The organism is Bdellovibrionales bacterium, from assembly GCA_018266295.1.
GTDB lineage: Bacteria > Bdellovibrionota > Bdellovibrionia > Bdellovibrionales > Bdellovibrionaceae > JACMRP01.
Window position 1 is genome coordinate 1,097,347 of the sequence record JAFEAQ010000011.1, and the last position, 12,480, is coordinate 1,109,826.

Genomic DNA, 12,480 nt, shown 5'->3' on the forward strand with positions numbered 1-12,480 from the left:
AATGGGCGCAAAAACGGACGTAATTGTTAAGTTAGTTCTCGTGTTTTTTATTTCGCTGTTGTCATTTTCCATCGGTACCTTCGTCGGTAAGAAGTACAGCGATAATCAACACAAACTTGCTGCCTTAGAACCAGGCAAAGGTGAGCATGGTTCACGCGAAGTCGCTTCTGAAAATGAACATGGTGCTGCCACTGAGCATGGCGAAGCTGCTAAAGAACACGGCACCACTGCTAAAGCCGGTGAAGGCATGAGCGATGAAGAAATCGCAAAACTGGCTGAAGAGTTCGTAGCGGACGATACAACTGCAACAACCACAGCTTCTGCTCATGGCGAAAAAGCGACGGCAGAAACGGGCCATGGCGAAAAAGCTGAAAAGACAGTCGCAAAAGAAGAAACTCCTGCGACCAACGCAAAAACTCGTTCACTTGAAAAAGCGGAGCCTTTGTCTGCAGCGAAAAATATCGCTCACGGCAAAGCTGCCACTGCAGCGGTTGCTGAAGAGAAAAAAGCTGAGAAAGACACTCGCGTTCCTTCCAGCATTCCAAAAGATGTCGGCCAATACTCTGCAGGTAAATTCACAGTTCAAGTAGGCTCTTACGCAAAAGAGGAAGAAGCTCAGAAAATCGCCGGCGATCTGAAATCTAAAGGCTTCAGCGCTTTCTACATCCCTGCGACAGTGAAAGGCCAAACTTGGTTCCGCGTCAGCGTAGGTCTTTTCGCAACTCCTAAAGAGGCGCAAGACTACAGAACAGAATTGATGAGCAAAGCGAAACTCAACACAGCTTTGGTTCAAAAAATCATTCAGTAATTTTAAAGACAATCTAAAAACTCAAAAGCCCCGGCTCAAACCGGGGCTTTTTTTTATTTGAAAGCAGCTGTGAGAGGCAATCCTGAGAAGGTGCCAAGCAGCGTGTAACCATCGCCTGGATCCGTTGAACTCTTCGTGACAATATTATCAGCGCGGCACTCATAAGGTCCGCTGCGAATGAACCAGCATTTGCGATACGGAGACTGTGGCGCTGCTGTCGCAGTGAAGTTCTTGTAGTAAACCGCACCATTCAAGCAGTTATTAGAATCTCTTCCCGTTACTGACAACACAATCGCGCCATAGCTATCTTGGAAGAACGCTGTGAAGTAAGCTCCGTTATTATACCAGTAATTGTAAGCCGCTACTTGCGTGCCGTTATCTTGCAAAGTATCGATAGAAACGTTGGTGCCCGATGGAGCATCAAAAGTTCCCGCATGGAAAACACCTTGATCATAGTAAGAGATCTGCACAGTACCCGCATAGCGATTGTTGCCGGAGTTATACAAGCTCACCGCCAAGTTCACAGTCGTCGGTGCATACAGATATTTCGCAGCATAATTACTAAGAGTCGAAACCGAAGTGATACTCAAAGGCACGACCTGCGAAGTTCCGCACGTTCCTGTGGTTGGTGTTGGCGTCGGAGTCACTGTCGCAGTCGGTGTCGCCGTCGCAATCGGTGTATCCGTTGTGGTTGTCGTTACAGCCGTCGTTGCTGCCGTCGTGTCATCGACAGAGAAAGATGTATTCGAGCACGCATTCAACAAGAACACCGGTAACAAAGTGATAAAGACAGTCTTGATTTGATCCATAAAGCACCCCTTCATGCTTTACAGAAGTGCGAGCCCCGTGCCGCTGGCCAAAACGCAATGGGCCGCCTGCCGCCAGAGTGTGAAATCACTGTGGCGTCTAAGTTTTGAGGCGCCGACAATAAGCGCTTAAGTATTGAGAATCTATGGATAAATTATTGAAAGATTGTGGAGTCCAAAGACTCCACACAAGGCCTATTTCCAAATGTCAGGAACCGCAGCGGCCGTCTCGTCATTTCTGCCAAGATTGCCAAGGCTCCAGTTATCTTCCACAAGTTTCAGCAAGCTATAGAGATTTAACTCCGTCGCAAAAACTCCGGGAGTCACAGCCGTACCGACAATCGAAGTATAGATGTGATTTCTTTTGGCTCCGCCGCTGCTTTCATCAAACGTGGAGATCAAAATGGTGTCCTTCATGAATTTCGGATTAGATATATATTTTGAAAACTTCCCGCTATACCACTTATCAGCGTAAGCCACACCCGTATCATGTCCACTATTTTTATCATTCGGCACATAGAACACATACTCTGGTAAGCTTCCGCTCGCGGCATCTTTATCAAACTGCGTGGCGTTCACGATGTTCTTACAGCGCTTCGGATTTTTCTGAATATTCACGTAGCTAATAAATGGATTGTGCTTTCTTGCATAACCCCGGTGCGACCCGCCGGTAAAGCAATTACCTGGATAATCTTCGGCATACACTTTCCAGGAAATTCCCCGAGCCTCAAGCAGATCGACAACATTTTTCTTATCGAGGTTCACATTTTGATTGTCCGTCACTCCAAGCATTGAGCCGGAGGTCAGCGCAATATAATTGGGCTGCGAGTGATGCGCGTGAGCCGTCAAGTTCGAGAACAAAGCCCCATGCTTTGCGAGCTTCGCAAAGAACGGTTGCCTCATCGTGATATTGTAAGTGGTATTTTCAAAGAGGACGAAGATCGCCCGATCAAAATATTTTCCCTTTTGAGTCGCAGAAAATACGGGAACAGCAGAAAACGTTAACACAAGAATTAAACAATTCTTAAGAAGGTGGTTCATTTTAGCCTCCGAGTTTCGCGTATCTTAGGCACGTGAAAATCGCGGAGTCCATGACAACAAACCCGCTTTGCTAAAGCTCAATGAGAGGTTTTAAAATTCAACGCCCAGACGCAGAAGCATGCCCGGCTGAGGATTAGGATCAAAGTTCTTTCCGGCCATGAGGCGGCCTTCGAAGCTCACGAGCACGTAATGGAAAAGTACACTCTGAACGCCAGCAGAAACTCCGCCCATCATTTGCAAACCTGTCGAGTCTTCGGAGCTGCCACTGCCCGCAAGAGTCGTCGTTACTTTCTCGGAATATCCACCCGCCGCACCTGCGATAAAAAGATCCATCATCTCAAAGTTCATGATGTTCTGCTTCCACCAGAAAAGAAACTCTTCGTGGCTACGGTCCAACGCCAATGTGGCATTTCCCGTCTTCTCATCAAATTTAGAATATTCAAAAAGCACTGTGGAAGGACCATTGCGCACGCCGAATGCTAAGCCAAACGGATGACGGTCTACCATCTGTTGAGTTGCATCTCGTTCCCAACGAATCTCGCCGTTTAAAGGAAAAATATCATAGCGCCAAGGAGTGGAAGGTGCTTTCGCGCCACCAGCCGAAGCCGCCTGCGCGTGAGCAAATCCCAATAGCAAAAGTAAAACGACAAAGAAGGATTTCATTACTCGCCACCAACAGCCACAGGGAAGGGCTTGATCGTCGCTGTTGGATTTTGATGATCTTCATCCGACGGGCGCAAAGAAGCCGGAGCTGCCTTCGCCTTGCCATGAACAGTGCCTTGAGACTTATCAACGATGCCTTCAAGGAAGGCTCTCTCATCACCGTGAATACCGTCCATCGAGGTCTGCAACATTGTGAAGAAGTGTTCAGGGCTGAAGTATTCATTGTTTTTGTACTTCAAGATTTCAGTTCTCAAGCTTGGCAATGTCTTAACAACCGCCGTTGCAACCAACTTGCGGGCTTCGATCGAAGTCAAACCACGTGAAGTCTCAACAACATTGGCAAAACGTTTCAGTGTGCGGGCATAATCTGTTCCTAGGCAGTAAGCAACGCGGTCGCCACCACAAGGATTCTTCGTGCCGTCAAAGAAGGTCGCCACTCTTGCCATCGCCAAGCGCGCGCTGAAGTCGTCTTTATTCGGGAATTTGTAGTTCTCAACTTCTTTTTCAGTCAGATCCAACGTGCGGTCTTTTTCTTCCGAAGGCAATGAGCGCTTCAAGAAGTTCGCATCACCCGTGTAAACCCAAGCCCAGAAATCCGCGAGGCCTTCGTTAATTCCGCGCGAGAACACTCTGTGGTATCTCTCGATTTCGCCATCCGGAGTTTCGACCTTTGAAACATTCAAAGAATCGCCGACAATGGAGCCGCCCAAAACAGCTTCACGAACTTTTTGTCCATGCAGAGGTTTTGTTTCTTTATCAAACATCTCTTTTTCGACAAGTTTGTAATAGAGCGAATGGAAATGCTCATGAGCCAAAATACCGGCATTCACCGCGATCGGCAGATTGTTCTGAGTATAAGGCACCACTAAAATCGCATCTGTCGGGCCGTCATAAAACGCATTGTTCGCATCGAAGTTATCGCCACGGCGGTAGCGAACAGCTACACCCACATCACGCGGCCACGTGTTCACGCCGCCAGCACCGACTTCCGTGTCCAAAGCCGCCAAGTTTTGCAAATGGTTATAGATCACCGTCATCTGCTGAGAAAGTTCATCAGCCGCAACATAGAGATCACTGGATTTAATGAAGCGAGTTTTTGGCTGAGTGCCTGTGATTTTGTTATTAACAACAGCGGGGTAAATATAGAACTTAGCAAACTGACCATTGAGTTCGTACAGAGAGGTAATACCCTGAAGAGTGACCTCTTGAAGGCTGTAATCGCCCCCTTCAGCCGCAACCGGAATACGTGTTTTGACATCTCCGGACACTTTGTTTGTATCCGGTTCGCGGTTACAACCCACACTGGCTGTAACGAGAGCGATTCCTAACAGAGATTGCAAAAGGCTCATTCCAAAAAGCTTCACAAAAAGGTCTCCGGCGACTATAAGTTTCAGGTACCCATTCAGCTATTGACAAACTGCGTTATTTATACCCTAAACCGAGCCGGAATTCCTTAAAAATTTATGGATATTTTTGCAAAAATCACCAACCACCTAAATCCCCCCCAAAAAGAGGCCGTTGAGACCTTAGATGGCCCTATATTGATTCTGGCGGGTGCCGGGTCCGGAAAAACCAGGGTTTTAACCCATAGAATGGCCAATATTATCGCCCGTGGAGCTGCCGGTCCGGACGAAATCCTGTGCGTAACCTTTACCAACAAGGCTGCCAAAGAGATGGAGCACCGGATTTATAAGACCCTTTCGGACATTGGCGCCCCGATCCGTAGCCAGCTTTGGATCAGCACTTTCCATAGTTTCTGCGTCAGAATCCTTCGCCAGCACATCACGCTGCTAGATTATAAAAACGGCTTTGGGATCTATGACTCTTCAGACCAGTTGAGCCAGATCAAAAAGGTCATGAAGGTTCTGAATATCAACGACAAGATGTACCCGCCGAAGAACTTCCAGGGCCGCATCAGCGACGCGAAGATGCTGGCGCTGACTCCGGACGAGCTAAAAAAAGCCGGTCGTCCGATGATGGATCCGAAAACGCTCGAAGTGTACTCGATGTACGAAGCCGAAATGAAAAAGGCCAACAGCCTTGATTTCGACGACTTGTTGTTAAAGACCTACGAACTCTTCCGCATGTATCCGGACATCCTTGAGTCTTACCAGGATAAGTTCAAATACATCATGGTGGATGAGTATCAGGATACGAACCGTATTCAATACCTCCTCGTGCAAATGCTCGCGAACAAGCATCACAACCTTTGCGTGGTCGGTGACGAAGATCAGTCGATCTACAGCTGGCGTGGTGCGGATATTTCTAACATCCTGAACTTCGAAAAAGACTTCCCTGAAGCCAAGGTCGTTAAGCTTGAAGAGAACTATCGCTCTTCAAGCAACATCGTGACGGCCGCGACTCACGTGATTAAGAACAACACTCAACGAAAAGACAAGACGCTCTTTACGTCGAATCCCGAGGGTGATCTGATCCAAGTCCGCGAAGAAAAGAACGAGTACGACGAAGCGCGCTTTGTTGCTAAGACTATTCAAAGCATGATGGATGCCGGCGAAGGCTCGTACAATGACTACGCTGTTTTCTATCGGACCAATGCGCAGTCGCGCGTGCTCGAGGAACAGCTCCGAACTCTCGGCATTCCGTACCGACTTATCGGCGGCGTGAAGTTCTATGAGCGCATGGAGATCAAAGACATTATCTCTTACATGAAACTTTCCGTGAACCCGGCGGACGATGTCGCGTTTAAACGCGTGATCAACGTCCCGACCCGCGGTATCGGTAAAACGACGGTCGATAAACTCGAAGAGTTCGCAATCGAGCAAAAGCTAAGCCTCTCGATTGCGGCACAAAAAGCAATCGACACGAAGCTCTTTAATGCCGGAACGACCGCCAAAATCCGCCGCTTCCTTGAAATCACAGAAGAGCTGCAAGTTTCTGCGGGCCAGTTCAAGCTGCCTGAGTTCTATCACATCCTCTTGGATCGCACGGAATACGTGAATGCTCTGAAGGCCGAAGATTCTCCGGAAGCCCAAGCCCGAATCGAAAACTTAGATGAATTGGATAATGCCATCACTCAGTTCGTGAAAGAACGTGGCGAAGAAAGCTCACTCCTGTCCTTCCTTGAGGAGATGGCCTTGGTGGCCGACGTGGACTCACTCGATTATGAGGCCAATGCCGTCACACTGATGACTTTGCATATTTCCAAAGGTTTGGAGTTCCCTTACGTTTTTGTCGTCGGACTTGAAGAGAACCTCTTCCCGAGCAACCGTGGCGTCGATGAATCGGGCAACGAAGATGTCGAAGAAGAGCGCCGCTTGGCTTATGTAGGCATGACCCGCGCGCGCCAGAAGCTTTGGATGACATACACCCGTGTCCGCCGCGTTTGGGGACAGGAACAGTTCAATCCACCTTCGAGGTTTATTAAAGAAATTCCGCAAAAGCTCGTTGAATTTAAATCGGCTATCGATGCTCCACGTTTCTTGTCACGCTATGGTGCCTCAGGCGGCGGCGATTATGACGACGCGGTCACACATTCTCCTAAGTTCCGTCAAAGCAAGACGGATTATGATTCACAAAGCTTCCCGGACTACGATGAGGGCGGAGGCAATGGTGGCAGCGGTTACCATAAAGGCATGCGCGTGCGTCATCCGACCTTTGGTGTCGGCTCGGTGTTTGCGACGGAAGGTTCGGGCGATGATCTCAAAGTGAGCGTTATGTTCGCAGATCAGACGGTGAAAAAGTTTATTGTCAAATACGCTCGTCTGGAAAAAGTTTAGTCTTGACTGTGCCCACGGCTGTGACAAAGTTTTTGTTATTCATTTTTAAATAACAACTAAGGAGTCATGCAGTGAGAAAATTCGTTCAAAATGTAATTGCAGCTACGATCGTGATCGCTTCTGCTTCAACTGTTTACGCACAATACGGATCTCGTGGTTACACAGGTTCTTCTTCTTACGGATCATCAGTGAGCTTCGGCAGCCCGAACGAAATCATTATGAACCTTGGCTTGGTTGGCACTAACGGTAGCTTGAAATCAGGAAAAGAAACAAAGAACGGTTCTAGCCAAACCAATATCACTGTGGGTGCGAACTACCTTCGTACAATCAACTCAAATGTTCAAGCCGGTGCTCAAGCGCAAATCATTTCTACAAGCGGCGGCGGCACAACTAGCGAAACTCAGCTCACTCTTGTTGCTTTGGGCGTTTATAACTTTGATACAACTTTTAAAGATGCTTTCTTCGTTCAAGGTGGTCTCGGTATCTACCCTGTATGGAAAGACGATGGCTCTGGCCATGAAAGCAAATTTGGCTTCATGATCGGTGGTGGTAAACGCTTCCCTCTTTGGGGCAACGTGAACTACATCCCGTCTGCTTCATTGGTGAAGCGCGGCGACTTGGATATCGGTTTCGACGTTCAGTTCTTGAACTTCTCTGTGATGTTCTAAAGGTGATGTTCTAACACGGAACTGGATCTAAATCCGGATTTAAAAAGGGACCCCTAGAGGTCCCTTTTTTATTGCTTTAGAAAAGTGCTAAATTAGAAATATGCAGTACGGAGAGCGCTTTAATACCATCAGCCACCTTATTGCCACCGGCTTTGCCGCGATTGGCTCCATCTTTGCCCTTTACCTCGCCAGTGAAAAACACAATATGGTCGAGCTTCTGTCAGTCGCAGTTTACGCGATCACAACCGTGGGCCTCTACAGCGCTTCGACTTTGTATCACAGCTCGCACGGCACGATTAAAGATCTCTTTCGCAGAATGGATTACATCGGCATCTATTTAAAGATCGCCGGCAACACGACTCCTTTTATGATCATCCTCATGCGTGGAATCTCCGGTTGGGCGACGTTGGCTGTGATCTGGGGCCTTGCCCTTGTCGGCATTATCCATGAATTCAATCTTGGTAAGAAAACTCGCCGCTATTCGCTGATCATTTATGGTGTGATGGCATTGGCCGTTTTGCCTGTTCTAAAAAATCTTGTCGATGCTTTACCAATCCAAGGTTTTGCGCTGATTGTGGCGGGTTACATTTCTTATGCGATCGGGTTCTATTTTTACATGAACGACACTCGCATTAAGCACGGGCACGGGATTTGGCACATCGGAGTTATAGGTGGCACCCTGTTTCAGTACTTGTGCTTAATCCTTTACGTCGTCTAAAGTCGTCTGAATGACGAAATATCTTTTACCCCTTCTTTGTGTTTTTCTATGCTCATGCTCTAGCCTCATGGAGAAAATGCTAGAGAAACCAAAAGTGAGTCTTGCGGGGATCTCCGTCAAAGATGCCGACATGAATGGCGCGACGCTTGTATTTAATATCGCGGTTGAAAATCCCAACAGTGTTGAAATCAAAGTCGATAAAGTGAATTACAAAGTTTTTCTGAACAATAAAGAAATCACTCAAGCCTCCACCGACAAAGCTATTAACATCGCCAGTAAGTCCACAGGCAATATCGATTTGCCACTGCCGATTGAGTACCGAAAAGTTTTTAGCGACCTTAAAGAGTTGCTCTTTTCGGAGTCTGCGTCTTATAAAATCGAAGGCAACGCAAAGATGAGTTTGTTTTCAATTCCGTTTTCTAAGGAAGGTAGCGTAAAGCTGCGCTAGCTCTTAGCGCGTTTGAGTGATTCCCACTCTTCTTGATAAACTTCGAAATCGAGCGGTTTAATAATTCGATCCACCGGAGGGTTCACGTAGTCCGCTTCGACTCCGTCCCAGCCACGATAACTGCGCTTTTCAAGTGAAGACGCAGTTTCAAAATTAGGAACGTAATAAGTCTTGCCGCCACCATCAGGGATATCCACAGACAGATTCGGCATTGCAAGGCCCGACAGATTTCCCCAAAGCTCTTTTTGAATCTCAAGAGAATCTTCGATGCTCGTGCGCAAGTGATCCGTCCCGCGCGAAGGATCGCACTGGAACATGTAATAAGGCTTCGCACGCAAATAGAGTAATCTACGAGATAACGCCTGCACGATCGCGGGATGATTGTTCACGCCGTTTAGTAACACCATCTGATTCATCACCGGAATGCCGTTATCAACAAACATCTCAACAGCGGTCGCCGCTTCTTCAGTGAGTTCGCGCGGATGATTGAAGTGCGACATCAAGAAGACCGGCTTATGCTTCTTTAAGATTTTTACCAGGTCGTCGCTCACGCGCATTGGACACACCACGGGCATGCGAGTTCCCACACGAATAATTTCAACGTGATCAATCTTACGCAAATCAAACAGCGTGCGATCCAGCTGAGCATCGCTGACAGTCAGCGGGTCTCCGCCTGACAAGATCACTTCACGAATGCCCGTGTGAGACTTGATGTAAGCCAAAGCCTCTGTGTACTCGTCTTGCTTAATAAAGGCCTGCTCTTGGCCCGTGAAATGCTTACGAGTGCAATAGCGGCAGTACACGCTGCAAATATCAGTGATCAAAAACAGTGCGCGATCCGGATAACGATGAATGATTCTGGGTGCGGGATTATTTCGGCGCTCTCCCAAAGGATCGAGCATCGCCTGCGTCGGTGTCGCAAGCTCCAGAGTGTTCGGCATCAGGATTCGGCGGATCGGATCCGCAGGATGGGCTCCGGCGAGGCTCGCATAATACGGAGTCGTGCGGATGTTAAACATCTCCGCGCCCTCACGAAAGGCCTCGCGCTCTTCGAGGCTTAAATCAAACGTCGCCGCAAAGTCCGCCTGAGTTTTCAGGCTCTTTTGCAACTGCCAAGTCCACCGGCTCCAATCAGAAGCGGCGATATGGTCAGGTTTTGGAGCTCGATTAAACTGCAGTTTCATGGGCGCTTTCGGTCCTTTGCGTGGAGGTCGTTATAACAAACCTAAGATCCTTAAACCACAGTGATTTTCGCGTTTTCCTAAACTGAGACACCAGAAGTTCAACAACTGACTAAGCCCGTTTCACGCCGAGACAGAGCTTTTTCACCAGAAAAACCAAAGGCTTAGGGCAATTCCACCACTCGGACCCGTTGGCGTGGGTCTCGCTTTACATACTGTTAGCAACAAGGGCCAAGATGGCTCATTTTTAGGAGGATGATATGAAAAAACTCACAGATACCCAAAGAAAGTGGGCTCTGACGGCGTGTTTAGCTTCCGTACTTAGCTTTAACATGGTGTTAAGCCTGTCTGGTTCCGGTTATGGCTCCATCAGCTTTGCTTCGAAAGATGAGCCACGTTATGAATCGATGATTTCCAATAAAGGAGAAAAACTCGAAATTAAGTACGTTAAAGACGAAGATGGTAAAACCATCGCGTACGTACCTGAAAAGCTTGAGAGCGGCTGGTGTTATCAGTGCGGCGAGAAATATCTCTTGCCAAAAAATTTCGATGCAAACACTGAATCATTAGAAGCAGCTCTTCGTAAAGCGATGAATGATAAAACTGATAAAAAAGAAATCTCGCAAAAAGAATCTTCTGAAGAAGATTTAGATGCAAAACCAGCAAAAAAAGTTGCTGAGAAGTCCCGCGCGCGCGTTCAAAAAGAAGAAGACGAAGTTGCGGATGAACCACAAGAAAATCCTGATTTCGCAGCTCTTCGCGAACGTTGCGATAAGAAGGACGATGGCGACGAAAAAACTCGTTGCTACGCAAGTGGCTTGACGAAGCTCTTGAAAAACAAAAAGAAAACTTATGACCGTGAAGAAGTTTTGGACCTCTATCGCTCAGAAATCGAGCCGGGCCTCAGAACGGCTTTGATGGACATCTCTGACCTCGTTCCAAACAGAAGAGCTTTCGGTCGTAATAACCTCGATATGGACTTCGGCGATGATAAATCAACTCGTCGTGAAGATGCTCAAAAATTGATTGAAGATATGACGGCGCAAATCACTGGCCGCTACAACTTCCTGCGTGAGCGCTTGACGAAATTGGCTGCAAACTCTGTGTTGAAGACACAAGAAAATGCACAAATGAAGTTGAAACAAGCTGATCAAATTAAAAACTCAGATCCACAAACAGCCTTACGCTTGCAACAAGAAGGTATGGCAGGTCTCCGTGCGGCAAACCAAGTTGCTAACGACTTCGGTGGCTCATTGTATGACAGTTTGGAAAGCGCTCAATGGAGCAACTATATTACAGGCAATCAGTTCGAAAGCTTGTACTACACAAACTACGCTGACGTTGTAAACCAGGCGATCCGTGGTTTGGCTCAGAACCCATTGAATTATGTTTTGCCAAACGTCACTTTGACAGATGGTACGACAATCGTTGATCAAAACGGTCAAACATACACAGTGACTGCTACGAACAACCCGCACAACACGACAATCCAAAGCGGTGGCCGTAACATCACAGTCATGATGAACAACTTGACGCCGGCAAACGTCGTAAACTCAATGACTCCACGTCTTGCTACAAACGGCGTAGGTCAGCAAGGTACCGCAACGATCCAAGCAATCCAAGGTGTGTCAGCTCCTGTGAACCAGGGCAACATTCCAGCGATCCGCGGCGGTCGTGGTTACTAATTGAATTGATTTTAAAATTGAAAGTGTGAGTGTCATCCTCGCCGAGCTCAGGAAGAGCTCGGCGCCTCTATTTGTGCCGGTCCGTGGGTTTACACTTTTAAAAATATCCTCCGGAATGAATCGTCTATTATACGACCTTCTCGTATTATATACCATTTCAACTAAGAGACCTCTTTTCTCTCTGCTGAGTAAAAAACAAAACCCACATCCTTCTAAGACGTGGGTTTTGCAATTTAAGCAGACTTTCTTATACGAAGTCCGTAATTAAACGGCTTTCAAGAAGTAACCAGTTTGTTTTGTCGTCTTTGTAGTCGTCGTCGTTCCGGTCTTCTTCATTTTCATGTAGCGTTTGAAATCTTTTGAGTAAGCTTTTTTGAAAGTCGTCTCGTGCTTATTGAACATTTTATCCAACCAGGTGTAGTAGCAAGTGTACATGTGGTTAGACAAGAAGTTGCAGTACCAAGAGAATGGCATCTGTTGAGTGAAGTTGAATCTCTTAGAGAACGTCACGATCTCTTTATTGAACATGCCCCACCACTTAGTTGCTTCTGTCTTGTGTACGAAGTTACCAACCCAGTATGTACGGTTGCCATGTGTGAAGCCCACTTCCCAGCCGTTTCCTACGGGTTTGAAGTATGATTTGAAAGTGTGTGGGCCATATTTGTATGTTTTTGTCTTTGTCATCGTTGCCTTCCTTTTTTGTTGGCGTTGAAACAGACTTCATC

The 12,480-nt window shown here is 47.3% G+C and carries 12 protein-coding genes; 6 read left to right on the forward strand and 6 right to left on the reverse strand.

The annotated features are described in order from the left end of the window. The first annotated feature begins 1 nt into the window (after position 1). Positions 2–808 carry an SPOR domain-containing protein gene (locus JSU04_14100; protein MBS1971437.1) on the forward strand — a complete coding sequence of 269 codons (807 nt, stop codon included), beginning with the start codon at positions 2–4 and terminating at the stop codon, positions 806–808. Between the two features lie 53 nt (positions 809–861). Here JSU04_14100 and JSU04_14105 read toward each other — a convergent pair whose 3' ends face one another. The 4 genes from JSU04_14105 to JSU04_14120 all read right to left on the reverse strand — a co-directional run bounded on the left by JSU04_14105 (position 862) and on the right by JSU04_14120 (position 4,682). Then, a complete protein-coding gene (locus JSU04_14105; GenBank protein MBS1971438.1) occupies positions 862–1,617 on the reverse strand; it encodes a hypothetical protein in 756 nt (251 codons plus the stop codon). A gap of 192 nt (positions 1,618–1,809) precedes the next feature. Further along, entirely contained in the window at positions 1,810–2,655 is an 846-nt protein-coding gene (locus JSU04_14110) for a hypothetical protein (GenBank protein MBS1971439.1), read from the reverse strand. Between the two features lie 90 nt (positions 2,656–2,745). Beyond that, complete coding sequence (locus JSU04_14115) at positions 2,746–3,318, reverse strand: hypothetical protein (GenBank protein MBS1971440.1); 573 nt, start codon at positions 3,316–3,318, stop codon at positions 2,746–2,748. Next, positions 3,318–4,682, reverse strand: a complete 1,365-nt coding sequence (locus tag JSU04_14120; GenBank protein MBS1971441.1) for a hypothetical protein — start codon at positions 4,680–4,682, stop codon at positions 3,318–3,320. Before JSU04_14120 ends, JSU04_14115 begins: the two co-directional genes overlap by 1 nt. Positions 4,683–4,781: 99 nt before the next feature. Here JSU04_14120 and JSU04_14125 point away from each other — a divergent pair, with 99 nt between their 5' ends. The 4 genes from JSU04_14125 to JSU04_14140 all read left to right on the forward strand — a co-directional run bounded on the left by JSU04_14125 (position 4,782) and on the right by JSU04_14140 (position 8,889). Beyond that, complete coding sequence (locus JSU04_14125) at positions 4,782–7,055, forward strand: UvrD-helicase domain-containing protein (protein MBS1971442.1); 2,274 nt, start codon at positions 4,782–4,784, stop codon at positions 7,053–7,055. Positions 7,056–7,126: 71 nt separating this feature from the next. Beyond that, positions 7,127–7,723, forward strand: coding sequence for a hypothetical protein (locus JSU04_14130; GenBank protein MBS1971443.1), 597 nt, complete (start codon positions 7,127–7,129; stop codon positions 7,721–7,723). Between the two features lie 100 nt (positions 7,724–7,823). Beyond that, the gene (locus tag JSU04_14135) at positions 7,824–8,441 is read left to right on the forward strand and encodes a hemolysin III family protein (GenBank protein ID MBS1971444.1); all 618 of its coding nucleotides are present in this window, start codon (positions 7,824–7,826) and stop codon (positions 8,439–8,441) included. Positions 8,442–8,517: 76 nt separating this feature from the next. Beyond that, positions 8,518–8,889 (forward strand): LEA type 2 family protein, encoded by a 372-nt coding sequence (locus JSU04_14140; GenBank protein ID MBS1971445.1) that lies wholly within the window; start codon positions 8,518–8,520, stop codon positions 8,887–8,889. Here the strand turns inward: JSU04_14140 and JSU04_14145 are convergent. Continuing rightward, the gene (locus JSU04_14145) at positions 8,886–10,073 is read right to left on the reverse strand and encodes a KamA family radical SAM protein (GenBank protein ID MBS1971446.1); all 1,188 of its coding nucleotides are present in this window, start codon (positions 10,071–10,073) and stop codon (positions 8,886–8,888) included. The two genes, JSU04_14140 and JSU04_14145, sit on opposite strands and share 4 nt — an antisense overlap. 257 nt (positions 10,074–10,330) lie before the next feature. Here JSU04_14145 and JSU04_14150 point away from each other — a divergent pair, with 257 nt between their 5' ends. After that, positions 10,331–11,755: a hypothetical protein gene (locus JSU04_14150; GenBank protein MBS1971447.1), complete on the forward strand. Its 1,425-nt coding sequence runs from the start codon at positions 10,331–10,333 to the stop codon at positions 11,753–11,755. A gap of 264 nt (positions 11,756–12,019) precedes the next feature. Here JSU04_14150 and JSU04_14155 read toward each other — a convergent pair whose 3' ends face one another. Then, positions 12,020–12,439, reverse strand: a complete 420-nt coding sequence (locus JSU04_14155) for a hypothetical protein (GenBank protein MBS1971448.1) — start codon at positions 12,437–12,439, stop codon at positions 12,020–12,022. Positions 12,440–12,480: the final 41 nt, after the last annotated feature.

Bases quoted from the DNA above. Each gene is read 5' to 3' on its own strand.
- JSU04_14100 (MBS1971437.1), top strand. From the start codon at position 2: ATGGGCGCAAAAACGGACGTAATTGTTAAGTTAGTTCTCGTGTTTTTT.
- JSU04_14105 (MBS1971438.1), bottom strand. From the start codon at position 1,617: ATGGATCAAATCAAGACTGTCTTTATCACTTTGTTACCGGTGTTCTTG.
- JSU04_14110 (MBS1971439.1), bottom strand. From the start codon at position 2,655: ATGAACCACCTTCTTAAGAATTGTTTAATTCTTGTGTTAACGTTTTCT.
- JSU04_14115 (MBS1971440.1), bottom strand. From the start codon at position 3,318: ATGAAATCCTTCTTTGTCGTTTTACTTTTGCTATTGGGATTTGCTCAC.
- JSU04_14125 (MBS1971442.1), top strand. From the start codon at position 4,782: ATGGATATTTTTGCAAAAATCACCAACCACCTAAATCCCCCCCAAAAA.
- JSU04_14135 (MBS1971444.1), top strand. From the start codon at position 7,824: ATGCAGTACGGAGAGCGCTTTAATACCATCAGCCACCTTATTGCCACC.
- JSU04_14140 (MBS1971445.1), top strand. From the start codon at position 8,518: ATGCTAGAGAAACCAAAAGTGAGTCTTGCGGGGATCTCCGTCAAAGAT.
- JSU04_14145 (MBS1971446.1), bottom strand. From the start codon at position 10,073: ATGAAACTGCAGTTTAATCGAGCTCCAAAACCTGACCATATCGCCGCT.
- JSU04_14150 (MBS1971447.1), top strand. From the start codon at position 10,331: ATGAAAAAACTCACAGATACCCAAAGAAAGTGGGCTCTGACGGCGTGT.
- JSU04_14155 (MBS1971448.1), bottom strand. From the start codon at position 12,439: ATGACAAAGACAAAAACATACAAATATGGCCCACACACTTTCAAATCA.